This is a genomic window from Limosilactobacillus sp. C0001E2, from assembly GCF_056590915.1.
Genome location: NZ_JBWPXC010000004.1, coordinates 162,767 through 189,086 on the forward strand (window position 1 = coordinate 162,767; position 26,320 = coordinate 189,086).

At 41.0% G+C, this 26,320-nt stretch carries 20 protein-coding genes, 1 tRNA gene and 1 pseudogene; 12 read left to right on the forward strand and 10 right to left on the reverse strand.

Annotated elements, in window-relative coordinates; all coding sequences use genetic code 11:
• Positions 1-3: 3 nt before the first annotated feature.
• The 3 genes from pstA to AC1EKL_RS05930 are packed head-to-tail and all read right to left on the reverse strand — an operon-like array spanning position 4 to position 2,669.
• Positions 4-891 carry a phosphate ABC transporter permease PstA gene (pstA, locus tag AC1EKL_RS05920; RefSeq protein WP_480188871.1) on the reverse strand — a complete coding sequence of 296 codons (888 nt, stop codon included), beginning with the start codon at positions 889-891 and terminating at the stop codon, positions 4-6.
• On the reverse strand, positions 888-1,793 hold the full coding sequence (gene pstC, locus AC1EKL_RS05925) for a phosphate ABC transporter permease subunit PstC (RefSeq protein WP_480188872.1): 906 nt from the start codon (positions 1,791-1,793) through the stop codon (positions 888-890). The genes pstA and pstC overlap by 4 nt, the downstream gene beginning before the upstream one ends.
• 27 nt (positions 1,794-1,820) lie before the next feature.
• A complete protein-coding gene (locus tag AC1EKL_RS05930) occupies positions 1,821-2,669 on the reverse strand; it encodes a phosphate ABC transporter substrate-binding protein (RefSeq protein ID WP_480190239.1) in 849 nt (282 codons plus the stop codon).
• Positions 2,670-2,803: 134 nt separating this feature from the next.
• Here AC1EKL_RS05930 and AC1EKL_RS05935 point away from each other — a divergent pair, with 134 nt between their 5' ends.
• Positions 2,804-3,523, forward strand: coding sequence for a winged helix-turn-helix domain-containing protein (locus AC1EKL_RS05935; RefSeq protein ID WP_480188874.1), 720 nt, complete (start codon positions 2,804-2,806; stop codon positions 3,521-3,523).
• A 58-nt stretch (positions 3,524-3,581) separates the two neighbouring features.
• Here the strand turns inward: AC1EKL_RS05935 and dltD are convergent, their stop codons facing one another.
• From dltD to AC1EKL_RS05960, 5 genes are read right to left on the reverse strand one after another with little or no spacing between them, the layout of a single operon-like run.
• The gene (gene dltD, locus AC1EKL_RS05940) at positions 3,582-4,877 is read right to left on the reverse strand and encodes a D-alanyl-lipoteichoic acid biosynthesis protein DltD (RefSeq protein ID WP_480188875.1); all 1,296 of its coding nucleotides are present in this window, start codon (positions 4,875-4,877) and stop codon (positions 3,582-3,584) included.
• Entirely contained in the window at positions 4,870-5,109 is a 240-nt protein-coding gene (gene dltC, locus AC1EKL_RS05945) for a D-alanine--poly(phosphoribitol) ligase subunit DltC (RefSeq protein ID WP_464465620.1), read from the reverse strand. Before dltC ends, dltD begins: the two co-directional genes overlap by 8 nt.
• 31 nt (positions 5,110-5,140) lie before the next feature.
• A complete protein-coding gene (gene dltB, locus AC1EKL_RS05950; protein ID WP_480188876.1) occupies positions 5,141-6,373 on the reverse strand; it encodes a D-alanyl-lipoteichoic acid biosynthesis protein DltB in 1,233 nt (410 codons plus the stop codon).
• Positions 6,373-7,902 carry a D-alanine--poly(phosphoribitol) ligase subunit DltA gene (gene dltA, locus AC1EKL_RS05955; RefSeq protein ID WP_480188877.1) on the reverse strand — a complete coding sequence of 510 codons (1,530 nt, stop codon included), beginning with the start codon at positions 7,900-7,902 and terminating at the stop codon, positions 6,373-6,375. Before dltA ends, dltB begins: the two co-directional genes overlap by 1 nt.
• A 14-nt stretch (positions 7,903-7,916) precedes the next feature.
• Positions 7,917-8,057: a teichoic acid D-Ala incorporation-associated protein DltX gene (locus AC1EKL_RS05960; protein WP_006917531.1), complete on the reverse strand. Its 141-nt coding sequence runs from the start codon at positions 8,055-8,057 to the stop codon at positions 7,917-7,919.
• 274 nt (positions 8,058-8,331) lie between these two features.
• Here AC1EKL_RS05960 and AC1EKL_RS05965 point away from each other — a divergent pair, with 274 nt between their 5' ends.
• From AC1EKL_RS05965 to AC1EKL_RS06005, 9 genes are all read left to right on the forward strand, one after another.
• Positions 8,332-9,456 carry an exonuclease SbcCD subunit D gene (locus AC1EKL_RS05965; protein ID WP_480188878.1) on the forward strand — a complete coding sequence of 375 codons (1,125 nt, stop codon included), beginning with the start codon at positions 8,332-8,334 and terminating at the stop codon, positions 9,454-9,456.
• 1 nt (position 9,457) lies between these two features.
• The gene (locus AC1EKL_RS05970) at positions 9,458-12,580 is read left to right on the forward strand and encodes an AAA family ATPase (protein ID WP_480189979.1); all 3,123 of its coding nucleotides are present in this window, start codon (positions 9,458-9,460) and stop codon (positions 12,578-12,580) included.
• Positions 12,581-12,850: 270 nt separating this feature from the next.
• Positions 12,851-14,158 (forward strand): serine--tRNA ligase, encoded by a 1,308-nt coding sequence (serS, locus tag AC1EKL_RS05975; protein WP_480172397.1) that lies wholly within the window; start codon positions 12,851-12,853, stop codon positions 14,156-14,158.
• A 112-nt stretch (positions 14,159-14,270) separates the two neighbouring features.
• The gene (locus AC1EKL_RS05980) at positions 14,271-15,425 is read left to right on the forward strand and encodes an MDR family MFS transporter (RefSeq protein ID WP_480188880.1); all 1,155 of its coding nucleotides are present in this window, start codon (positions 14,271-14,273) and stop codon (positions 15,423-15,425) included.
• A gap of 72 nt (positions 15,426-15,497) precedes the next feature.
• Positions 15,498-15,570, forward strand: a tRNA-Glu gene (locus AC1EKL_RS05985).
• 86 nt (positions 15,571-15,656) lie between these two features.
• Positions 15,657-16,184, forward strand: a complete 528-nt coding sequence (locus AC1EKL_RS05990) for a TetR-like C-terminal domain-containing protein (protein ID WP_480188881.1) — start codon at positions 15,657-15,659, stop codon at positions 16,182-16,184.
• Between the two features lie 157 nt (positions 16,185-16,341).
• Positions 16,342-17,808 (forward strand): amino acid permease, encoded by a 1,467-nt coding sequence (locus AC1EKL_RS05995; RefSeq protein WP_464465616.1) that lies wholly within the window; start codon positions 16,342-16,344, stop codon positions 17,806-17,808.
• 171 nt (positions 17,809-17,979) lie between these two features.
• The gene (gene gad / locus AC1EKL_RS06000) at positions 17,980-19,356 is read left to right on the forward strand and encodes a glutamate decarboxylase (protein WP_006917538.1); all 1,377 of its coding nucleotides are present in this window, start codon (positions 17,980-17,982) and stop codon (positions 19,354-19,356) included.
• Between the two features lie 292 nt (positions 19,357-19,648).
• Positions 19,649-20,056 carry a Spx/MgsR family RNA polymerase-binding regulatory protein gene (locus tag AC1EKL_RS06005; RefSeq protein ID WP_480190240.1) on the forward strand — a complete coding sequence of 136 codons (408 nt, stop codon included), beginning with the start codon at positions 19,649-19,651 and terminating at the stop codon, positions 20,054-20,056.
• A gap of 145 nt (positions 20,057-20,201) precedes the next feature.
• On the opposite strand, the pseudogene gadC reads toward AC1EKL_RS06005, so the two are convergent.
• A pseudogene (gene gadC, locus AC1EKL_RS06010) lies at positions 20,202-21,657 on the reverse strand (glutamate/gamma-aminobutyrate antiporter).
• Between the two features lie 286 nt (positions 21,658-21,943).
• On the opposite strand from gadC, the gene gad (AC1EKL_RS06015) reads away from it, so the two are divergent.
• Together gad (AC1EKL_RS06015) and gltX are read left to right on the forward strand one after the other, a co-directional pair.
• Positions 21,944-23,314 (forward strand): glutamate decarboxylase, encoded by a 1,371-nt coding sequence (gene gad / locus AC1EKL_RS06015; RefSeq protein WP_480188883.1) that lies wholly within the window; start codon positions 21,944-21,946, stop codon positions 23,312-23,314.
• A gap of 144 nt (positions 23,315-23,458) precedes the next feature.
• Positions 23,459-24,967, forward strand: a complete 1,509-nt coding sequence (gene gltX, locus AC1EKL_RS06020; protein WP_480189980.1) for a glutamate--tRNA ligase — start codon at positions 23,459-23,461, stop codon at positions 24,965-24,967.
• A gap of 125 nt (positions 24,968-25,092) precedes the next feature.
• On the opposite strand, the gene trpS is transcribed toward gltX, so the two are convergent.
• Entirely contained in the window at positions 25,093-26,109 is a 1,017-nt protein-coding gene (gene trpS / locus AC1EKL_RS06025) for a tryptophan--tRNA ligase (protein ID WP_480188885.1), read from the reverse strand.
• Between the last annotated feature and the right edge of the window lie 211 nt (positions 26,110-26,320).

Below are 26,320 nucleotides of genomic sequence, written 5' to 3' on the forward strand. Positions count from 1 at the left end.
CCTCTATTTGATTAATCCTTGTCGTTGACTAAGTCGATGAGCGATAAAGCGGGCTAATAAGTTAAAAAATAGAATCGTTAGTAGCAGGATTACGACTGCCCCATTTGAAATTGCTCGAGCATCAGGAACTAATCCTTCGTTATTAACTTTCCAAATGTGGACAGCGAGAGTTTCTGCGGGGCGGAGTGGATTCAGAAAGCTAGTCGGACTAAATGGGCTCCAATTAGAGTAACTAATTACGGATGAACTTTGACCGGAAGTGTAGATTAAGGCAGCAGCTTCACCGAAAATTCGTCCGGCACTAAGAATGGTTCCCGTCATAATTCCAGGTAATGCTGCCGGAAGAACAATTTTGGTAGTTACTCGCCATTTAGACATTCCTAGTCCCAGACCAGCTTGTCGTTGTAAGGATGGAACTTGTTGCAAGGCGTTTTCGCAACTCCTGGTTAGTAGGGGGAGATTTAAGATTGTTAGTGCCATCGCACCAGCAAGTAGTGAGAAATCCAGACCCCACTGGATTACAAAGACTAAGTAGCCAAAAAGGCCGACTACTACTGATGGGAGAGAGCTAAGCACTTCCATGGCTAGACGAATTAAGCTCGTAAATAAGTTTTGTGGAGCGTATGCACTCAAATAAATTGCGGCACACAGGGCCAGCGGGACGGAAACGATCATTGTTAAAAAGAGGAGGTAAACGGAATTAAAAAGCTGATCACGGATGCCACCGCCGCGGTTAAAGGATTCTGCTTGGCTGGTAATAAAATGCCATGAAATATTTGGTAAGCCAGTGATTAGTAGGTAGCCAAGGAGGGATAAGATTAAGACTCCAATGAGGGTAGAGATACCAAGAATAATGACGGTTGCAATTCGATCAATTTTAATGGGGCTCATGGATGCTGTGCTCCTTTCCGGTTAACTAAGTGAATCAGGAGGTTAAAAGCCAGGGAGAGAACTAATAAAATGAGGGCTAGCGACCACAGAGCATTGTTCGCGGTAGTTCCCATCACAGTGTTACCAATTCCAGTGGTGAGTACACTGGTCAATGTTGCCGCCGGCTCGGTTAATCCGTGGGGAATCACGGTCGTATTACCAATTACCATTTGCACAGCCAGCGCCTCACCGAATGCCCGTGCCATTCCGAAAATCATCGCAGTTAGAATGCCGCCCTTTGCGCTAGGTAAGATAATTCGGGAAATAGTTTGCCACCGAGTCGCTCCAAGACCGGCTGAAGCCATTCGGTATGACTTAGGAACAGCGTTTAGACTGTCAATGGTCATCGAAGTCATTGTGGGCAGCACCATTAAGAAAAGCACCACAATTGCTGCCAAAATTCCGAAGCCCGTCCCACCAAACATTTTTTGCAAAAATGGAATCACAACCGTGAGCCCAACGTAACCATAAACGACGGACGGAATTCCAACTAGGAGTTCCACAATTGGTTGACAGATTTTATAAACTTGGCGCGGCAAGATTAGGCTCATTGCGATAGCTACGGCCAGTGCTAGTGGGAGTGCAATGATCCCAGCTAATAAAGTAACCAATAGCAAGGTAACGATCATTGGAAGGGCGCCGAAAAGATTTTGTCCTGGTTTCCAAATTTTACCAGTTAGGAAGTCGATCATTTTTATGTTATCTTGAGTAAAAAGGGCAATTCCTTGGTAAGTTAAGAAGACTAAGATAGTAATTACTAAAGTTGCGATGATGGCGATGGATAAGAAGCTAATGATTTTACCAGTTACTTCCTGATGACTTTCTGTGGAAGGACTAGTGAGCTGTTTTGACCATTTTTTCATACCTATTTTTCCTCAATAATTTGGTTATTAACGGTTTTTTTTAACTTTCATATCATGAATGCTAATGTAATTTGTGGAGTTAACGAGTCGCTGCTGGATAGCTGGTGATTGCATGTAGCGAATGAACTGTGTGGTTGCCGAGTTGGGATTTAGTTTGGTGTACATATGCTCATATGACCACAACGGCCAACGGTTGGTAGTAATATTGGCTTTAGTTGCCTTAAAATGGTTCAGTTGGAGTGGCTTGACGCGTTGATTAACGTAAGAGCGAGTGATATAACTAATTGCTCCGGGAGTATTGGCGACGATTTCTTTTACCGTGCCATTGGAATCTTGTTCTTGGCTGGTAACTGCTTCATCGCTATTTTTAAAAACGGTTTGTTCAAATGCTACTCGGGTACCACTACCGTGAGCACGGTTAATAACGGTGATTTTTTCATTCGGACCACCCACCTGTTGCCAATTAGTAATCTTTCCAGTAAAGATTTGCCGAAGTTGTTCCATAGACAGATTATCCACTGGTAAATTCGGATTAACAATCGGGACAATTCCAGCTACTGCCACCACATGTCCGCGCAACTGCTTAGCGTTAATCCCATTTTGTTGACTAGCGAAGACATCAGAATTACCAACATCGACGGCGCCTGCTTGAACTTGGCTGAGTCCCGTTCCTGAACCGCCACCTTGGATGGTAATGTGAATTCCAGAATGTTTTTGCTGATACTGGTGTGCAACAGCCTCAGTTAAGGGCTGTAAGGCTGTTGAGCCGACGATACTAATTTTTTGTGGTTTATTTTGGTGACGGTTCGTGGCCCAACCAACAATGATGAGGGTGACGATAATCAATGCTGCGCCAGCACTTAGCCATTTTTTCATTAATGTGACTCCTTTAAAATATGCAGAAAGTAATTGTCACTGCATGGATTTCATGGTACAAAAGAAGCATATCAAGCGGATGTAAATATTTAGTTGTTCGAATGTAAATGTTATGTAAATTATGAGAGGGAGCCATGGTGAAGAAGTTTCTACTGATGACTCAGCAACCAACATTGGTTGAGCAAGTAAAATTAATTGTCCAAAAAGCGCAGTGGCAAGTTGAGCAGGTCACTACGCCGACGGGTTTAGTGGTGAAGCTAGATGGTGATCAATATCATGGTGTTTGGTGGGATTTAACCAATGTTAACCTCGACACGACAATTGCTACGGTGACTTTGATTCGTGATCAGGTAATGGGACCTATTATGATAATGACGCGAAAATTAACCGATCGCTTAGCACAGAAATTGTATCAAGCACGAGTTGACGATGTGGTATTACTTCCTTTCCACGGAGCAGCATTAACTGCGCAAACCAAACAACGTCTGTGGGTTTATAGTCGCCTAACACAGCCAAAGGCTGTTGCATTGGAGCATGATCAGTCACTCCATGTTGAAGATCATCAACAAGTGGGTGAATGGCAGATTGACGAAAAGAACTATTTTGTGACCAAGCACGGTCAACAGATTCAATTAACACCAAAAGAATTTCAGTTATTGACGTATCTGGTTAATAATCGCGGACAAGTATTAAGTCGCGATCAGTTAGTGAATGGGGTTTGGGGATACGATTTACTGGAGACTTCGCGGATTGTCGACATTCACATTAGTCATTTACGTGATAAGTTAGAGGATGATTCTCAACATCCGGTACATTTGTTAACCGTTCGTGGGTTTGGTTATAAGCTCGTATAAAAAGAGGCGGGTGGTAGAAACCGTTATGGCTTCTACCACCCGCCTTTAATATTAGGCCTTATTTAATTTGATGATTACTCTTGAATTGTTTTAGGTTTTCCTTAGTTGGATTCAGGTTTAACCATTCCTTAGAGAGAAATGCATCATTCATATGATACTTAGGCTTCGGCTGCGATTGTTCTAAGAATGGTGCAGTTTGGCGATCAAAGTCAACCCAACCTGCCCATCCGATATGGATCGTATCCTGCATGAACCCATCTTGATTACCTTTGTGGGAGTAATCGACGATGTTATTAAATCCTTGAGAGCGCAATTGCGTTTTAATCTTGCGTACTGTGCGGTAATACATTGGCATGGAAATCCCGGTGTGTTTTTCCCATTTAGCATTCACCGGTGTAATCATAAAGATCACATTTGTATTGGTTTTATGGAACTGATTTAATACCACTTCCAAATCCCCATATTCTGGTGACTTTGTGTAGTCAAAATGCTTTTGGGAATTAGCGGTGCTCTTGATATGTCCACGCATCCGTCGGTTATAGAATGAATTCAAAACCCCGAAGTTATTGTTACTAGAAGCCCGGTCATGTTGCTTAATTGCTGCCGCTGTTAAATCAGCGTAATTAAGTTGTTCAGGAAGGAGCCGTGCTTTCGGCTTAATTCGCCGACCGTAGTTATCCTTGATAAAGAATCCAGAGAAGAGATTATCTTCATGGTGCAAGAGCGTAATCTTTGAATTGATTACCCAGCGATCCCACTTGCTCAAGGATTGTCCCTTACTAATCTTATTAGCGTAACTACTAATTGATCCGTCATCACCAAGCAATTGGATTAGACGTTTGGCAGTATAACGATCGTAGGCCGATTGTGGGTTAGCTTGACGCAACCACATTAAGTTAGCATAGGCACCATTGTAGTACTTAAAAGCTGATGGCATTACCCCACGCTTGACGAACCATTGTGGGGAAATAACGTAAACAGCCTTTTTACCTTGCATTTGTTGAGGCATCATTGCCATGTTAAACAGTTGGGGCAATGATTGTGTCCCCCGAGAACCAAACATAAACGGACGATAGGAATGATACCTTTCAGCCATGACCGCAGGGTGGTAGCGATCCATCCGATTAAATTCGCTAGAACCAAAGAATGGAACATATTTTGAGTGACGACCACTGAGGGCCTGAACCTTTAATGAACGATTTTTAAAAACCGTTGGACTTAGGGAAACCGCAGCCCGTTGTTCAGTGGCAGCAGAGTGGTGACCTGACCATGGCAAACAAAAGAAGATGAATGCCAATAATGCCGCAACAATCACTGGGCCAAAAATTGACCACAGCTTTTTCTTGTTAGTCATTTTGTAATTCCTTTACCCGATCCGCAATCTTATCAACAGAACTCCAAGCACTCCGGTCAAATTCTGAAACAGGAACTTGAATATCAAATTCATCTTGAAGAGATAGTAAGAATTGAACGGTAGCCATGGAATCTAACAGACCATCGGCGTATAAATCAGCAGTGGTATCAGAGAAGTCGCTTGCGTCACGACCAGTTGCTTGTGCTAATAAATCTTGAATTTGTTCTTTCATGATAATTCCTCCAGGTATTTTTTATATCAAGTTATTTCATTGCTGCGGGACTGAACCATAATGTGTTCAAGAAGCCATAGAAGATTAAAAATCCGAAAACGACAAAATTAAAAGTAATAAATCCGGCAATAAACTTAGTCAGTTTAGTTGATTTAAGATTTTTGTAGTGTTTTCGCTTATAGCGAAGCCACCAGTCGTTGATCACTAAGGCTAAGCCATGTAAGAATCCATATAGGATATAATACCATGTTACTCCATGCCAGAAGCCCATGACTACCATGTTTAACATGTAGGCAATGGATGATAAAACATTCCGATTTTTAAACCAACGTTTTTTGGTAGCTAGGAACACAAAGCGCATGAAGATGTAATCACGGAACCAGAATGATAGAGACATATGCCAACGGTTCCAGAATTCCTTAATGTTCTTAGAAAGAAACGGCTTATTAAAGTTCATTGGGGTTTCGACACCCATGATGTAACTAATGGCAACTGCAAATAATGAATATCCGGCAAAGTCAAAGTATAAGTCACCAGTATAAACATAAGCAACACCGACGACCCACCATGAGAGGTGAGGAGCATGTGCCATTGCTTGACGTTGGAAATAGGGGAGCCATTGTTGAGCAAAGAAATAATCCACAATAAACTTGTATACAAACCCGATAAATAAGTACAGAACTGCCTTTTGCAGTAAACTGAGGTATTTTTCCCGACTAGGAACTTTTTGGTAGTCTTTTGAGAAACGACGGTACCGATCAATTGGCCCGGAAGTAATGGTTGGCATAAATGCCATGAAACGGACAAACTTCCACCAATTAAGGTCCTTAACGGCTCCATCTCTTGTTTCAATGATTGTTCCTGCAGCTCGGAAAGTTAAGTAAGAAATCCCTAAGAAACCGAGAAGTGAATTATGGCCAACCATTGCGGGAGTGAATTTAACAATGATGATCGGCAAGAGTGATAAAAATACGGTTACATAAAAAACCATACTGTTATTCTGCTTTTGCCGGTAATGGAAGTACCACATCACTAAGCAAGTTTGGTAAATAATATAAACAATCAACGAAGCAGCCTGTTTGTAGCTTTGACCATCAAACATGAAGAAGATGAAGATAAAGCTAATGAGTGCTTCATACCATTCGAAACGTTTACCAAAGTAAAGGCCAATGCCCATCGGAACTAGGGCAATTAACAAGTAAATAAAATACGAAGGAGTTCCATAGGCGGAGAAGTTTGGTAAGCTTGCAAACCAATTAATCATTATTTATTAGCCTCCGCGATGAGTTGCTTAACCGCAATCTTACCATTTGCTGATGTTGGGTAACTATCAACATAGATGAATTGGGTTGGCATCATGTAATCCATAATTTTATCTTTCAGACTTTCCCGAATGGCCTTTGTTAATTCGGTCTCACTGGCGAAATCGTTTGGTTCGGCAATCACATAGGCAATTAAATGCGTTGCTTTACCATTTTTATCATACTTTGGTACCGCTACGGCTTGCTTAATGTATTGACTTAACTCTAGGCTGGAGCGGACTTCGTCAAGTTCTACCCGGAAACCATGTAATTTGATTTGGAAGTCCATCCGACCGATGATATGACGAAGTCCATCCGCACTGATGTAACCAGCATCCCCGGTACGGTATGATTGTTGTCCATTGAACTTAAAGAAGTTTTTGGCAGTCTTTTCTGGATTATTGAGGTAACCAGCGGCAACACTATCACCGGAAATGATAATTTCACCATGCTTTCCGGGTTCAGTGATTTGCTGATCGCCGTCCCAAATCGTAGTGGTAACTCCAGGCTTATCATAACCAATTGGAAGCCGTTTGGCATCCTTGATCATATCTCTTGTAATTTCACAGCTGGTAACTGCTACAGTTGCTTCAGTTGGACCATAGGTATTGTAGATGTGGGCATCTGGAAACTTTTGGAACAACCGTTTAACGGTTGAAACTGATAATTCCTCACCACAAAAGACAAACTTTTGTAAATCGGGCATCTTTTCAGCGTTAAAATCAGGACTGAGTAGTAGCAATTCTGCAAATGAAGGAGTACCAAAGAAGACATTGATCTTGAGATCTGGTAAGACTTTAAAGAGCTGACCGAAGTTTTGGACTACCTTAACAGGAATGGCTTTGACAGTAGCGCCCGAGAGCATTCCAACTAACCAGTAGAAATGGGAAATATCAAAAGAAAATGGTGGTTGACCAAGAAAGGTCGCTTCCCGAGGGAGATCAAAATCATCGCCCAGCATCCAATTAGCGAAAGTTGTAATGTTATTAGCGCTAATTTCGATCCCCTTTGGCGAACCAGTCGTTCCAGAAGTGAAGAGAATGTAGAAAGTATCATCTCCGGCAACTTCATGGTCCATATTATAGGAGACTTGCTCGTCCATGATTTTACGCAATTCGAATCGGTTTAAAATTCGTCCATCGTAGTTCAGATCTTGGTCTGGGAAGTCATCAACTGCAATCACCAATTTAGGATCAGCAGTGTTAATGATTGACTGCATTCGGGGAAGGGCCGAACCAGTTTCTACTGGAATATATGCGTGACCAGACTTTAAACCGCCGAGAAATCCAGCAACCATTTCAAATTGGTGGTCGCCATAAAACATAATCGGACTACCAGCTGGGATGTCACTGTGATCAAGCCAGGCCGCAAGTGCATTGGATGCGTTGACTAAATCTTGATAAGTATGGGTCGTCCCCATTTCATCGAAATAAACCTTATCAAGGTGTTGCTTGGCGATTTGGTCGATTTCAGGAACAATATTTGTAACCAAAACTCTTTCCTCCATTAAAATTCGTTATAAATGAATGGGGCTTGTCCAGCACCAAAGTAACCATAAAGGTAAATTAAGGCAACTAGAACGACGAAATAAAAAAGCGTCTTTAAGATAAACGTGTACGTTGGATGATCTTTGAGCGCTTTGATCATTAAATTACCATCCTTTCTGAGTGGCGAAGACAGCCTTCATAAATAATCGGCATGACCTAGTATAGTCATCATTTCAAATTAAATAATAATTTGAAATTAGAAATTACCTAATTTTAAAAATATCAAACGAAATTATACAACATCTTACAAGGCAGTGTAAACGAATTGGTGTTAAGAAGGTTTAGTTAATTATAATTAATGAATTTTATTTCCTATTAATGAACGTCTTTGATATAATCGATAGGAAACGCAAACAAATGTTTGGAGGACGACGATGCGATTTTTACATACTGGAGACTGGCATATTGGAAAAAACTTGGCTGGCTATAATTTATTGGCGGATCAACATGCGACTTTTGAAAAGATTCGCCAAATTGCTAAGGCAGAACAAGTAGATGCAATGGTCATCGCTGGTGATTTATATGATCGAACAATTCCAAGTGAGGCCGCTACCCGAGAATTGACTAGTGAACTAGTAGAGTTAAATATTCATGATCAATTACCAATTTTTGCAATCAGTGGTAATCATGATTCAGCTACCCGGCTTGGTGTGGGGAGTCAATGGTTTACGAGTAACGATTTCTATTTAAATACAAAATTTAGTCAGGCGTTTGTACCAATTGAATTTGCTGATACCCAGTTATTTTTGTTGCCTTTTTTTGGTTTACAAGAAGTCCGTAATTATTTTGCGGATGATCAGATTAAGGATATCAATACAGCAATGAAAAAGATTGTCGCTGCAATGAAAAAGCAATTTGCGGATGATAAGCGGCATGTATTAGTTGCCCACTTCTTTGCGGCCGGTAGTCAGCGGACTGCCGATTCAGAAACGATGATTGAAGTAGGGGGATTGAGCGCCGTCAATACAAACCTATTAACTGATTTCGATTATGTTGCCCTTGGCCACTTACATAATAAAAACGCGTTGCAGGAGGCACGGATAAAATATAGCGGCTCGCCAATGAAATTTTCAGTTTCCGAAGCTAATATGGAAAAAGGAGTCTGGATCGTAGATACGGATCCGTTTAAGATTCGCTGGGTTGAGCTTCCTGCGATTCATGATATTCACGTGATCGAATCATCAATGGATCAGCTGACTGATCCAGCATTTGCTAAGCAGTATCCCAAAGAAGATTATTATGCAATTAAACTTACGGACCGACAAATTATTCCGGACGTTATGAATCGTTTGCGGCAATATTACCCGCAAATCTTAAGTCTCGGTCGTAAGTATGGTTTTGCGGGTCCTCACGAAAATTACCATCGTCATAATCAACGTCAATCGCCTAAACAACTATTTGCTGATTTCTTTGAAAAAACGGTAGGTACCAAACTAAATGCAGAACAAGAAAAAATTGTTGATACTACATTAGCGGAAATGCAAAAGGAGGATCACTAGGATGCGACCATTAAAACTACATCTTCAATATTTTGGTCCTTATAAAGATGAAGTAATTGATTTTCAAAAGTTAACGGGAACAACAGTCTTTTTGGTAAGCGGCAATACCGGAAGTGGTAAAACCACAATTTTTGATGCAATGTGTTACGCGCTTTTTGGGCAAACTACGAATGATCAAGACCGTGATGCGGCAGCACTGCGCTCGGATTTTGCACCAAATAATCAAGAAACGCGCGTTACTTTTACATTTATCCATAAAGGACAAACTTATCAAATTACTCGCCAACCTAAACAAACAATTATGGGGCGTGGTAATAAGTTAGTAGAACACGGAACAAAGGTTAGTTTAATCTATCCGTTGGAGAATCCGGAACCAAATGAAATTAGTAAAATTGGTCCGGCTAATCAATTTATTGAACAGTTGTTGAATTTAACCCGAGATCAGTTTAAGCAAATAGTGCTTTTACCGCAGGGAAAGTTTCGCCAATTTCTAGAATCGAGCAGTTCTGATAAAGAAACATTATTACGTGATCTTTTTAATACGCACTTCTATGAACAGTGGGCAGCAACGCTCAAAAACCAACTCACTGAACAGCAACAGACCTATAAGCAAACATTAGATAAACTGTCAGTTACAAAGGCAAACTTAGCAGATGTTAATGGTGATCAATCAACGGCTGAGTGGTTAAGCCAGGTGGAAGAGCAAATTAAAGATCGACAAAGTGATATTGAAAATATTTCCCAGGAAATAACCAGGCAGCAATTAGTGACAAATCAACTGAATCAACAATTAACCAACCAGCATGCTTTAGTACAGGCAATGGATGAAAAAAAGGAAGCGGATGCGGATCTCCTGAATTTGCAAGAACAGGCGCCACAAATTAATCAGTGGCGCCAAATCATTGAACGGCTAACTTGGTATCAGGAACACCAAGCGGAATACTTAAACTATCAAAGTTTACGTACCAAGCTGGCAGAAAATCAGCAGCTGATAACTGATAAACAAGCTGAAATAAGAAAGCTATGTATTGATCAAAAAAAGGTTGATACAGTTGTGGAGCAACTGAAACAGCGGAGCGAAACAATTCAAAAGCTACAGGAACGAAAAAATGTTTTAGAAAACCAATTACCACAATATATGCGCCGCGATCAGCTTAAACAGGCCGTTCAAACTGGAGATAAGCAGGTCAATGAACAACGACAATTAGTGGCAAGTCAGAAATCAAAGCTAGAGTTAACCCAGCAGCGTTTGCAAAAGGTTACGGATGAACTGGACCAGTTAAATGACGTCCACGATCATGAATTAAACTTTGAAACGCAGCGACATCAGCTGCAAAAACTTCAGGAAATAGTTGCGGATATTCAAAGCCACCAGCGTAAATCAAATGAATTATCTAAACAGCAGCAGTCTTTACAGAAGTGGTTAGATCAGCAGCAACAATTAATTGGCCAGGCACAAACGACTTACGATGATTTGAAAGATGCGTATGCACGTGGGGAGATTGCACGACTGGTTCATCAATTGAAACCGGGCTCGCCATGCCCAGTTTGTGGGGCAACTGATCATCCCCATCCTGCACCTTTGCCGAAAGGTGATCGCGTGGTGTTAAATGACGAAGTTGAAGCTGCTAATCAACGATTAAATCAATTACAAAGGGAACAGGCAGCTAAAAAATCGCAGTTTGATGATCAAAAACATCAAGTTAATGAAGAAATGGCTACTATCAACGAATTATTAGTACAGTTAAGTAAATTAATGAATGTTGATTTGAAGACGATTGATGGGGCAACGGAAAAAGTCCGGGACTTTTCGGAAACTGTTAATAAATTGCGGCAAGATTTAATAAATGAGAAACGGCAAACACAAGAATTACTAATAGCACAGTCTGATTTGAAGCAACGCCAAACGGAAGAACAGCAACAATTTACAGAAGGTCAAAAAGAGTTAGACGAACTACAGATGCAATTAACGACTGATCGAGCTACCTATCAAGCCGTCGCCGATGATTTACAAACTGAATATGCGGATGCCAAGAGTGCGAAGACCCAGGTAGACGAATGGCAAGCACAAATTGATCAGTTCCAACAGCACCAACAAAAGGTGCAACGTAAACAAGCGATGTTATCAGAACGAGTGACGAATAATCAACAAGAACTAACGAGACTAAATCAATTAGTTCAAACGCTCCAAAAACAGGTAACGGAGAGTCACAAAAAACTACAACAGCAGTTAGTAGATTATTCTCCAGAATTGGATGATAGTTTTTGGCCTTGGGCTGGTGAGCATCTCAATGAGTTGACGACTTTACAAAGTCGTTTGCAGGATTATCAAACGAAACAAACCCGCCTCCAAGCGCTTATTCAACGTCTGAACAAGCAAATTGGTACACAATCAAGGCCCGATGTTGAACAAACTAGTCAGGAGTTAGCTGAAGAACAGCGACGATTAGCAGAATTGCAACGACGGAGTGGTCAACTTAGTAGTGAATTACAAAACATTGTAAAGATTCACGATCAAGTCGTGAAAATTAATCGCCAACAAAATTCGGAATTGAAGCGAGTCCAAGATTTGCAGACCGTTAGCGACGTGATGAACGGGAACACTGATAATAAACTTAGTTTAGAACGGTATGTACTGCAAAGTTATCTGACAGAGGTGCTGCAGGTAGCAAATGAACGGCTAGCAAAACTGACGAATGGGCGTTATGCTTTTAAACTCAGCGATGAAGCCGTAAGGGGCAACGGAACGAAGTGGAGCGGTCTTGAAATTAACGTTTATGATGATAATGCAGGCCAAGAACGCAGTGTCCGGACTCTTTCTGGCGGAGAAAGTTTTATTGCGTCATTGGCATTAGCTCTGGGACTGGGCGAAGTCATTCAAGAACGTAGTGGCGGTATTAAAGTGGAAACACTATTTATTGATGAGGGCTTTGGATCACTAGACCAAGAAGCTTTGGAGCAGGCAATGAATGCTTTACAGTCCATTAAAGGCTATCAGATGATCGGCATTATCAGTCACGTAACTGAATTAGAAAATCAAATTCCCAACCAACTGCGGGTGATTTCACGCAATGGTGTGAGTCATGTTGAATATCGACAAGAAATTTCCAGTCTTGAAAATTAGGGATTGCTAATTTAAATTTAATGTAATATGATTAGCATGATTAATAAACACAGGTGCATTTAAAGTAGATCTTTAGAGAGACAACGGGTGGTGAAAGTTGTTGATCGAAACTCCGGTGCATGAAATGTGGGCGGGTAATGCCGCACGGTTAATGGCCGTTATCCATTTCGAGGGTGACAGATTGTCAAACTTGGGTGGTACCGCGGAACTAGAGCCATTTCGTCCCAAAATATGAGGATGAAATGGCTCTTTTTGATTGGAGGAAACGTTATGTTAGATATTAAGAAGATTCGTCGTCAACCAGACTGGTTTAAAGAGAAGTTGGCAACCCGGGGAATTGACGCAGCAGAAATTGATGAAGTCCTTGAACTGGACCAAAAGCGGCGTGAATTATTACAAAAAGTCGAAGCGCTGAAAGCACAACGTAATGAAGCTTCTAAGAAGATTGGTGAAGCAAAACGCAATGGTGAATCTGCTGAAGAAGCCATTAAGGAAACGCGAGACTTAGGTGACCAAATTAAGGACCTCGATGAAAAAGTAGAAGCTAATGATGAAGTCTTCTACGATAAAATGTCACGGTTGCCAAACGTTCCACATGATGACGTTCCGGTCAGCTTAACAGAAGATGGTGCGGTTGAATTACGAAAAGTTGGTCAAGTTCGGGACTTTGACTTTGAACCAAAGCATCATTGGGATGTTGGTGAAAACCTTGGAATCTTGGACTTTGATCGGGCGCGGAAGGTTTCCGGAGCACGGTTTGTTTACTACCTTGGTTTAGGTGCGCAATTAGAGCGGGCCGTTTACAACTTCATGTTGGATGAACACATGAAGGATGGCTACACTGAAGTGCTGCCACCATATATTGTGAATGCAAAATCCATGTACGGAACCGGTCAATTCCCGAAGTTTAAAGAAGGGGTTTACCAAGTTAATGGGGAAGACATGACGTTGATTCCAACTGCCGAAGTGCCATTAACTAATTATTATCGTGGTGATGTAATTCCAGAACAGGAATTACCAGTTTACGTTACTGCATTAACGCCATGTTTCCGTTCAGAAGCAGGGGCTGCGGGTCGTGATACGCGGGGATTGATTCGGATGCACCAATTCAACAAGGTGGAAATGGTTAAGTACACGAAGCCGGAAGATTCATGGGATGAATTAGAGAAGATGACTGCAAATGCAGAAAATATTCTCAAAAAGTTAGGATTGCCATACCACGTAATTACATTGACCAGCAGTGATATGAGTTTCACAGCTTCTATGACGCATGATTTGGAACTTTGGATGCCTGCGCAAAACAAGTACCGTGAAGTTTCAAGCTGTTCTAACTGTCTTGACTTCCAGGCTCGGCGGATGCATACGCAGTACCGTGATGCGGATGGTAAACTGCATTATGTTCATACACTGAATGGTTCCGGACTAGCCGTTGGACGGACGGTTGCCGCTATTTTGGAAAATTATCAAAATGCAGACGGCTCCGTTACCATTCCAGAGGTTCTGGTACCATACATGCATGGGGTTAAGAAGATTACAAAAGAAAATGCAGTCCCATTTCGTAATAAGTTGAATAAGTAAGATCAAAAAAGACTAGTATGATACACTAAGGGTGAATCATCGGTTGATTATTGGACGAATAAATAAAATGGCGCCGGTGGGCGTCGTTTTTTAGGTTAAGGAGCAATTGAAAATGCAAACCAAGTCGCTGCAATTAAGGTGGGTTGTGGCAGCCAGCCTATTTAACAATACGGGAGCCGCTCTACTATGGCCCCTAACGACTGTCTATATGCATGAATATTTGGGTGAATCAATGACGATTGCCGGAGTTGTTATGTTTGTAATGTCACTGTGTATGATGATGGGTAATTATTTAGGTGGCGTGCTGTATGATCGGTGGAATCCATACTTGGCGGCTGTGATTCCAGTTATTTTTGCCACTGGAGCGGCATTTCTACTGATCTTTTTCCATCAGTGGCCGTTTTTTGCCATTTGGTTATGTTTAATCAGCTTTGCTGATGGGTCCAGTATTACGGTGATTAATTCATATGGGACCAAGATCGAGGGTAAATCAACCCGGTATGTTTTTAATATGCTCTATATGGCAATGAATATTGGGGTTGTTGTCGGTACTTTATTGGTTGGGGTGCTTCTACCCATTAGTCCGGTGCAAGTGTTTATTACTACGGCAGTCTTTTATGCCATTTTTCTATTAATTACAGTACTATTCTTTAACGTGCCATTACCAAAAGCGGCCCATCAACGAAGAATTAATCGACAAGGCCATCTTGGTGATCGACGTGGTGTCCGCATTGTATATGCACTTTGTGGGTGTTTGATGACAGTATATTTAAGCTATGTGTTATGGGAAACGGTAATGTCAGTGCGAATTACCAATATGCATATTCCATTTTTTGCGTATAGTTTACTTTGGACGATCAATGGTGGGGTTATTATTGTTGGTCAGCCAATCGTCAATCAATTAGCTGGTTATATCAAAGTGCGTACACAGATTATTTGGGGAATTGCGATTTTTGCAAGTTCTTTTATCATCCTAATTTTTGCCCGGAACTTTACTATGTTTGTGATTGACTTTTTGATTTTAACGGTAGGTGAGATGACTGGAATTCCAGCAGTTCCCGCGTATGTTGATCAGCTAACTGACCCACGTGATACCGGATATTATCAAGGACTCCCAAATATTGCAATGTCGATTGGTCGGGCAATTGGACCATTATATGGTGGATTAATTATCGATTATTTTAATTATGAAGTATTATTTATTACCGTCAGTGGGATGATGTTGATCACCTTAGCGTACGTAGTTTTTTTGACACGATCAAAATAAAGTCAAAAAATTTGGCAAAAAGGGTTGTATTTTTTTTGACCTATGATATTATTATAGACGTCAAGAGGAATTGACCCGTTGGTCAAGTTGGTTAAGACACCAGCCTTTCACGCTGGTAACGTGAGTTCAAATCTCGCACGGGTCATTAGTAAAGGCTACTTGTTATTGCAAGTAGCCTTTTTTTACGAATTCATCATTTTGTGAGTTTTAGGAGAATATAGGAGTATATCAATGAAATCGACAAAAAATCTACTAGGCCGTAGTGCCTTTGACCTCAGCGAGACAAAGTATTTTGAGTCCGTTTCAGTAAAAGACATTGCCTCACACGCCCAAGTCGAGCGTCAGACTTTTTATTACTATTTTTCAGATAAATACCAATGTATCAGTTTTTATCTTCAGCAATGGGGGACCCTGTTAGCGGAACGGGATGGCTCTACTAATCTCCAGCAACACTTACTGAATTTATTGGATGTAATTCGTAAACATAAAGAAGCAATTATTCATATTACATATGGTGACCAAGGGTATTCATTACTAAGTGCCTTTTTGGATACCGCATTAAATCAATTTATTTTACAAAGCGAAGGGAAAAAGGCCACTGATCAACTTGATAAGGGTGCGCAGTTCTTTGCATACGGTATTCGGGGAATTATTATTGAATGGATTAAAAAAGGAATGGACGATGATCCGTCAACTTTATTAGCGAAAACGTTACCATCATCGACAGAAAGCGTCGATCGATTATTTTCAGAAGTTTAAAATTATACACATTCCATAAAATGTATATTTCATCTCAAATAGAGACCGTTTACAATGAACATGTAATCAGAACGGATCCCTGATTAGTTTATTATTCCTGCGATCACAAATAGCGCTCACGTGATGGTAGTCAATAAAAAGTAGGAGATGGATTATTTTGGCTGAAAATAAACAAGAAGCCAAAGACCTGAAGGCAGTTAACCAGATTACTGGGTTCCAACTGTTCTCCATGACCACTTCAATGGTTATGACGGTCTATGGATTTGCTTCATTTGCTAAGCAAGGCGCTACGGCGTTCTTCTTCCTGTTCTTAGCTGGTATTTTATGGTTCTTACCTGTTACCCGTGCAGCTGGTGAAATGGCATCAGTTGATGGCTGGTCCAAGGGTGGTGTCTTCACCTGGGTAGGTAAGATGTACAGTGAAAACTCTGGGTTCTCTGCATTGTTCTATCAATGGGTCCACATTACCGTTGGTATGAACACAATGATGATGTTCATCATCGCATGTTTCTCAGCTAGTTTGAGTTTACCTGCAATGTATGACAACCTTTGGGTTCGTTACATTTTGATTTTGATTATTATTTGGGGATTAATTGCCCTTCAACAACGTGGGACAAAGTTTACTGGTAAGATTGCCCAATGGGGATTCACACTCGGTGTTATTATTCCTGTATTCTTCTTACTGTTCCTCTTTGCTGCTTACTTGTTAACTGGTCACCACATGTTGATTACAATCAACTGGCACACAATCTTCCCACAAACTTGGTCTGGTAGTGTTCTGGTTGGATTTGTTCCATTTATCTTAGCATTCTGTGGTGCTGAAGGTTCTGCTCCTCACGTTAAGAACTTAAAGAACCCACATGCTTACGCTAAGGTTATGTTGGCATTATGTATCGCTGCGATCTGCTCAGATATCATTGGTTCAATGTCAATTGCTGCTACAATTCCTAATGACAAGATTCAATTGAGTAACGGAATTGTGTTTGCTTATGGTTCATTAGCTTCAATGTTCCACATGTCTGGTGAATTTATTCAACGCTTAACTGGTATTCTGTTAGCACTTGGTGTGTTGGCCGAAATTAGTAGTTGGGTTGTTGGTCCAAACGCCGGGATGCACGAAGCTGCTAAGAAGGGTTACCTTCCAGCACGGTTCGCTAAGTCAAACAAGAACGGTATTGGTACTAATGTCATGGTTCTCCAAGGAATTATCGTATGTATCGTTGGTGCATGGTTGACCTTCGGTGCCGGTGGTTCAAAGAACGACATCAGTTTCCAAACTGCAATGAGCTTAACGGTTGCAATTTACATGTTAATGTACTTAATGATGTTTGCTGCTTACTTCCGTTTGATCAACAAGCATGATGATTTACACCGGACATGGGTTGCTTCACGTTCTAAGTTCTTGAAGAACTTGTATGCAATTGTTGGTTTTGTTTTGACCGCATTTGCTTTGATTGTTACATTCTTCCCACCAAAGGGATACTCAGTAGCACAACAACACACTTACCTAATGCTGTTGATTGTCGGATTCGTAATTGTCTTCTTCGTTCCATTTATCATGCTTCGTTACCACAACAAGTGGACGAAGGAAGTTAAGGACGCAGGACTTTACGACGAAGATTAATTATTACAAAATAACATATCGACTATCGTCAAGGTCCCTGAAAGGGGGAATTGGAGAACGAAGTTAGTAGTTGTCTGATTTAGTAAAGTAGTAGTCATATATTTTGTAGCGATAGGTTTTTAACACAAAGGAGGGGAAGGAATTAGTTGGCTGCTAATTCCGAAAACTAGTATGGCTGATATTAACGATGCTTTAGAGCAAAACTGGTTAGGTAGCGTTGAATCTGGCGAACATTTACCAGAAGAAGAAATGCCTGAAAAGGCAATGAACCCAAACGTTGCTGAACAATTAATTCAACACTTCCGTTTGAACGAAGCAAAGGCTAACCAAAACTTGGCAACTTTCTGTTCAACTCAAATGGAACCACAAGCTGACAAATTAATGGCAAGTGCTATGAACACTAACGCCATTGACAAGTCAGAATATCCAAAGACGGCTGCCATGGAAGACCGTTGTGCTGCCATGATCGGTCACATGTGGGGTATTCCAGAAGATGAAAAGTTCCGGAAGGACTTCATCGGTACTTCAACTGTTGGTTCATCAGAAGCATGTATGTTAGGTGGACTTTCCATGTTATTCTCATGGAAGCACCGTGCTAAGGCTAACGGCATCGACATCGATGACTTACACAATCACAAGCCAAACATGATTATTGGTTCTGGTTACCAAGTTGTTTGGGAAAAGTTCTGTACTTACTGGAACGTTGAAATGCGTCAAGTTAAGTTGGAACATGGTACCAACGAATCAAGCTTGAACATTGAAAAGGCAATGTCATTAGTTGACGAAAACACGATTGGGATTGTTGCTGTCTTCGGTATTACCTTTACTGGTGAAATTGATGACGTTCAAGCTCTTGATGCTGAAGTAACTAAGTACAACGAAGCTCACAAGGACATGCCAATTAAGATTCACGTTGACGCAGCTTACAACGGATTCTTTGCTCCTTGGGTTGACGGCTTCAAGCCATGGGACTTCCGTCTGAAGAACGTTGCTTCAATCAACGTTTCTGGTCACAAGTACGGAATGGTTTACCCTGGTTTAGGTTGGACTATTTGGCGTAAGAACGACTACGAACACCTTCCAAAGGAAATGCGGTTCTCTGTACCATACCTTGGTGGTTCAGTTGACTCCATCGCTATTAACTTCTCCCACTCCGGTGCTCACATTGTAGGTCAATACTACAACTTAATCCGGTTTGGTAAGGAAGGCTTCCGTGCAGTTATGGAAAACGTACGGAAGGTATCAACTCACATTAGTGAAGTTTTGAAGGCCACTGGTTACTTCGAAATGATCACCGATGGTTCACTTCTTCCAATCAACACTTGGAAGCTTCGTGATGATGTTGATGTTAAGTGGAACCTTTATGACATGGAAGATGCTCTTCGTTCATACGGTTGGCAAGTTCCTGCATACCCACTTCCAAAGGATCGTGACGACGAAACTGTTGAACGGATCGTTGTTCGTCCAGGAATGAGCATGACAATTGCTGATGACTTTGCTGAAGACCTCAACCAAGCCATTGACGACTTAAACAAGAAGTTTAACTAATTAGTCCGCTAGTTAGTAAAGTGCTTTTGAGTAATTGCTCAAAAGCACTTTTTTATAGAATTTATAGAAAAAGATTACTTAATCATTACTGTTTTAATGTTTAAGATTAATAGACAATCTTTGTAACGGTCTATCGTACGATAGACCGTTTTTTATGGCAAAAACACTGCTATTAAGGCGTTTTGCGGTTCTGATAAAATTTAAAGATTCAATACTAATTATTTGTTTAGTAGATATAATGAACATATAATATATATGATGATCAATAAATGGAGTGTGAGGAGGGATCTTGATGATAATACTATATACTTCAGTAAACTCATCTTCATGTCGAAAGGCGCGGTTATGGTTTAAGCAACATCAGATAAACGTTAGCGAACATAATATCTCCCTCGAGGGAATTACTCATGAACGGTTAGCTCAAATTATGAAACGAACTGAACATGGCACTGATGATGTTGTGTGTACCAGATCAAATGCATATAAGCAGCTTGGATTACAAATCAATAGTCTGACTTTTGATGATTTCTTAGACTTAATATGTCGAATTCCTCAATTATTAAAAACCCCGATTATTGTTTCACATTATGGTATTCAAATTGGTTTTAATCAGGACGCAATTCGGAGTTTTATTCCTCATGACGAACGTCAAGCAGAGATACTACAAGCTGAACGGGGAGCTAATGTATTAGCTCAGTAGTAAATATTAGTTAACCGCTCCCATCAATTATGGATACTTTTATTTAATAGTTAGTCATCAGGGGTTAAGAGATGGAACGAGAAAAAGGGGCTCAACCTGAATTGATTGAGCCCCTGCTTTAAGCTATAGAAAGATAGGGTAGTAGTTAGTTAGTATGGTTATTGGTTTTTTCATCCAACAATCCGGTATGATATTTCCGAGTAGCATGATAAATGACAAATGGAATGATGACCACGATAATAAAACAGGTAATTAAAATAGTCATATAGGTTCCTGCTGAAGAGGCGGGGAGTGAAGTTGTTGGGAAGAACGAAATAATGAACGCAAAGAGGGTTACTAAGAATCCGCAAACTGCGATAATGGTCTTACCAACTGTCCCGCCAGGAACGTTGTAAGTACGTGGTAAGTTACGCTTCTTAAAGACCAGAACTAAGTAGCCAATAAAGAATAGGAAGTAACCAACTAAGTAAATAACAACGGTGAGGCCCATTGCGGCAAAGAATGAAACATTACCGCCACCACCACCGAGGGTGAGAACAGCATCCCAGATGGAAACAATCAGTCCTTGGACCATGATTAGACGCACCGGAATGTTATGTTGATTAGTCTTTTGGAAGTATTTAGGAAGAATCCCAACTTTGGCAGTGTCATAGATTGCCCGTGAAGGACCAGTAACCCATGAACTAATTTCGGCAATGACACCACAAGCCAGCATTAACCCAACGATTCTGGTTAACCAGCCAAGTTTACCACCACTGAGGTTAATAAAGAGGTAATTGAACGCTTGAACAACCCCCGCACTTAATGATAGTTGCTTTTGTGGGATCACCGCAGCAACGGTTAAACCACCTAAGGTATCGAGGCAAATTGCCAAGATGACCAGAATGAACATAACTAATGGATAATTTCGATTGGGATTCTTTAATTCATTAATGTACGAGGCAGAAGCTTCTCCGCCCATGTAAGCTAAAATAAATGATACGAACACAACTAGCGTCGTAACTTTAGTAAAATCAGGAATGAATGCATGCGAAGTAAAGGAAATTAATAATTTACCACCGGAGCAGAGATACCAGATGGCTAGAATAAATAGAATGGCCGATGGAATAAGAATGCCAATCATAAAACCAAATTTAGCAATCTTTTGGGTATATTTAGTTCCGCCCAATTGGGAGAATGTTACTAACCAGAAGACGATTAGCACACCAAAGAACTTTACCCACGGGTTGCTAGCTAATGCCGGCCAGCTGACAACGAATGATAGGGCCCCTAAAATAAAGTAAATCATCGTACAGAAGTTAACGGTAATTTGGAACCATTGGAAGAAAATAGCAGCAAAACCAAAACGTTGCCCAAGGGTGTGGCTAACCCAGCTAAACTCACCCCCCGCCATTGTCGTTCCAACCTTTTACGGTTGCCATTTCAGCAGCACAGAGGGCGACGGGAATGAACCAAAAAATACCACCCAGAATTAGGAAGAATACCAAATGTAACTTAGAGGTGGCGAAAGTTGGGTATTCATAAACTGTTAGAACCATCGCCGCAGTGATGGAAAAGAAACCCCACATAGTTAGGGTTCTTTTATTTTGCAAAGCACTCATAATAGTTCTCCTTTCAATTATTTAATCATTGGTTAGCAATGATCTAGTTTCATCATAGGGTGACCGCTAATGTTTTACAAAAATAACGTACTGTTTAAATTTAATGATCTTTAATTAACAAAAACCGGCTCAGACGCGACCAAAAATACATTACTTTTTATTTGCCTTTCTAAATTTAGGGTTGTTACATTCAGGATGAATCATGATTTGATTTTAGGTATGCCTGAATGCGATAAGTTTGAAAGGAGGTTGAGGAATTAGTCAGCTACCAATTCCGAACAGATCAATGACAGAAAAAGATCAAGCATTAGAACAGAACTGGTTAGGGAGCACTGAATCAGGAGAAGACTTGCCGGATCAAGATATTCCTGAACAAGCGATGAACCCGACGGTGGCCAAACAATTGATTCAACACTTTCGTTTAAATGAAGCTAAGGCAGATCAAAACTTAACGACTTTCTGTACAACCCAAATGGAACCAAAAGCCGATGAATTGATGAAGGAAGCAATGAATACTAACGCGATCGATAAGACAGAATATCCCAAGACCGCGGCAATGTGTGATCGTTGTGTGGCGATGATTGGTCATATGTGGGGGATTCCGGAAGATGAAAAGTTCCCGAAGGATTATATCGGGACTTCAACTGTGGGCTCATCAGAAGGATGTATGCTCGGCGGTTTAGGAATGCTGTTTACGTGGAAACACCGTGCTAAGGCCGCTGGGATAAATATTAACGATCTAGATCATCACCGGCCGAACTTGATTATCGGGTCCGGCTACCAAGTGGTTTGGCAAAAGTTCTGCACTTATTGGAACGTAGAAATGCGGCAAGTACCTTTGAAGAAAGGGTCCGATGAATTGAACCTGAATATTGATGAAGCGATGAAACTAGTGGACGAAAATACGATTGGAATCGTGGCAATTTTTGGTATTACCTATACCGGAGCAATTGATGATGTTCAAGCCCTCGACCAACGTGTTTCAGAATATAATCAGTCTCACCCTGACTTGCCGTTACGAATTCACGTAGACTCAGCATATAATGGATTCTTTGCGCCATGGGTTTCTGGATTTAAGCCATGGGATTTTCGCCTGAAGAATGTTGCCTCGATTAACGTTTCTAGTCACAAGTACGGAATGGTTTATCCTGGTATTGGCTGGATTGTCTGGCGTAAAAATAATTATGATTACTTACCAAAGGAATTACGTTTTTCCGTTCAATACTTAGGTAAGACGGTTGACTCGATTGCAATTAACTTCTCATGCTCTGGAGCTAACATTGTGGGGCAATACTATAACTTAATTCGCTTTGGTAAGGCTGGATACCGCGCATGTATGGAAAATGTGCGGAAAGTTTCTGAAAAGTTGAGTAAGGCAATTAACGACACGGGATACTTTAATGTCATTACAGATGGTTCCGAATTACCAATTATTACTTGGGAGTTTAAGAAAGATACCAGTGTAAATTGGACATTATATGATGTTCAAGATGCATTAAAGATGTTTGGCTGGCAAGTTCCTGCCTATCCATTACCAAAGAATCGTGATGATGAAATTATTCAACGGATCGTTGTTCGGCCGGCGATGGACATGACCATTGCCAATGATTTTATTGATGACTTAGGGCATGCACTTGACTATTTAAATCATAAATAGTGGACAGTTTAAGATAAACTTGACGTTATGACTTTTAATTTTTCTTACACAATGGTAAAATAGTCATAAGTCTTAGGGATGGGGATTCGCTAGGAGACCCATCTTTTTAGTAAGATTAATTTCTGATGGAGAGAGGATATTACTATGGATAAAAAGGTTAGAGTACGTTATGCTCCAAGTCCAACGGGCTTCTTGCATATCGGTAATGCACAATCTGCACTTTTTAACTATCTGTTTGCTCGTCACTTTAATGGAACAATGGTTCTTCGGATTGAAGATACTGATATTGCACGGAATGTGCCACACGGTGAAGAGTCGCAGATGGAGAACTTGCACTGGTTGGGTGTTGACTGGGATGAAGGTCCAGATAAGCCAAATCCTAAGTATGCCCCATACCATCAAACTGAACGTAATAAGGAAGGTATTTACCACAAGTACGTTCAAAAGTTAATTGACGAAGGCAAGGCCTACTATGACTACACCACTGAAGAAGAACTTCAAAAGATGCGTGAAGAACAAAAGGCTAAGGGAGAAACTCCTCGTTACGATGGTCACTGGTACAACGCTAGCCAAGAAGAAATTGACGCTGCCAAGGCCAAGGGAATTAAGCCTTCTGTTCGTCTGCACTTACCAAAGGATCACACCCTTGAATGGGATGACTGGGCATTAGGTCACATTTCATTCAACTCTGACAACCTTGGTGGTGACTTTGTTATCGAAAAGAACAACGGAATGCCTACTTACAACTTTGCCGTTGTTATTGATGACTATCTGATGGACATTACCGACTGTCTTCGTGGTGCTGACCACATTGCCAACACACCAAAGCAAATTGCGGTTTACGAAGCCCTTGGTGTTGACCACCCACACTTCTGTCACATTTCACTGATCTTCAACCCAGCAACTGGTAAGAAGTTGAGTAAGCGTGACAAGAATACTCTGCAATTCATTAGCCAATACCACCGTCATGGTTACCTCAAGGAAGCTATCTTTAACTTCATTGCCTTCCTTGGTTGGTCACCAGTTGGTGAAAAGGAAATTTATTCTAAGGAAGAATTAATTAAGGCTTACGATCCTAACCGGATGTCTAACTCACCAGCTTACTTCGATCAACACAAGCTTGACTGGATGAACGCCGAATACATCAAGAAGATGTCAGTAGACGAATTAGCTGACCGGATCATGACCTTAGTTCATGAAAATGATTCTGAAGAAGCAAACAAGTTGAATGATTTGAAGATGAGTGATGATGATCTTCGGACATTGCTCAAGAAGGTTATCCACATTCACCAACGTGATGTTTACAAGTTAATCGAAATCATGGATTATGCTTGGTTCTATGCAACGATCTTAGACCAAGACCTTTCATACGATGACTTTGCAAACTTCGATAAGGACGAAACGCTTGCTGTATTGAACGGTATTAAGGATGCAGTAAAGGACTTGTCTGATGACACGACGCCAGATGCTTATAACGACCTGATTAAGAAGGTTGGCAAGGACGTCAATGTTAAGGGACAAAAGCTTTACTTCCCATTGAACATTGCCTTCACTGGTAAGAGTTCTGCTCCACAAATCAATGAAATCATGGCAGTTTACCCAGTAGCTACTACTGTTAAGCTCCTTGATAAGGCAATTGCTTCATTGAACTAATTGCTTAAGTTAGTGAAATAGGCGATCTCAATTTTGAGATCGCCTATTTTTTGTGGTTAAAAAAAACGAGGCTAGATTTTAAATTACATCTAGTCTCGGACTTTTTAAAATATTATTAGCTGTTGTTATTCAAAGTAGTTCAAGCCCATGGATTCCTTAACTTCATGTAGGGTCTTGTTTGCCACTTGGTTGGCTTTTTCAGAACCTTGCTTTAACATATCGTAAACGGCCGGGATATCCTTAGCAAATTCTAGACGCCGTTCACGAATTGGGGTTAATTCTTTGTTCAAAACCTCAAATAGGTATTTCTTGATCTTAACGTCACCAAGACCACCTGCCCGGTAATGATCATTAAGTTCTTGCACCTTTTCTTTATCGTCATCAAAGATGTCTAGATAAGTGAAGACAATGTTACCTTCAACTTGGCCGGGATCTTCAACGTGGATATGGTTAGGATCGGTGTACATCGACATCACTTTTTTACGCAACGTATCTTCATCATCAGATAAGTAGATACAATTACCGAGTGACTTACTCATCTTGGCATTACCATCGAGCCCTGGGATCCGTCCTTGACCCTTTGGTGGGAAGACCCCTTCAGGTTCGACGAGCACATCACCATAAATAGAATTAAATGTCCGGACAATTTCACGCGCTTGTTCTAGCATTGGTTCTTGATCATCACCAACTGGGACGAGTTCGGCCTTAAATGCAGTGATATCACATGCTTGGCTAACCGGATAAGTTAGGAAGCCCGCGGGAATAGAACGATTAAAGTTCTTTTGTTGAATTTCTGACTTAACAGTTGGGTTCCGTTCCAAACGGGAAACAGTAACTAAGTTCAGGTAGTACATGTTAAGTTCAGAAAGCGCAGGAATTTGTGACTGAACATAGATGGTTGATTTTTCTGGATCTAATCCTACTGCCAAGTAATCTAGCGCAACTTGGATGAGACTATTACGGATTTTTTCTGGGTCGCGGGCGTTATCGGTCAGGGCTTGTTGATCCGCAATCATGATATATGGATCATACTTGCCACTGTTTTGCATTTTGACCCGTTCGCGCAGTGAACCAACGTAGTGACCAATGTGGAGGTGACCAGTTGGCCGGTCACCAGTTAAAATTACCTTTTTTTCTGTCATAATAATCAATCCTTTCGAATAAACCTGGGTAAAAGAAAATCGCCCTATTTTCCACTTGGAAAATAGGACGATTAACCGCGGTGCCACCTAAATTATGTACAGACCTGTACATCACTCGTTCAATATTTAACTGCTTCTGGCGGCTCCACTTCGCACTTCCGTTGGCCTCTTTCATCAGGTATCAGCCATCTCTGTTGCTTGGTCATGCTAC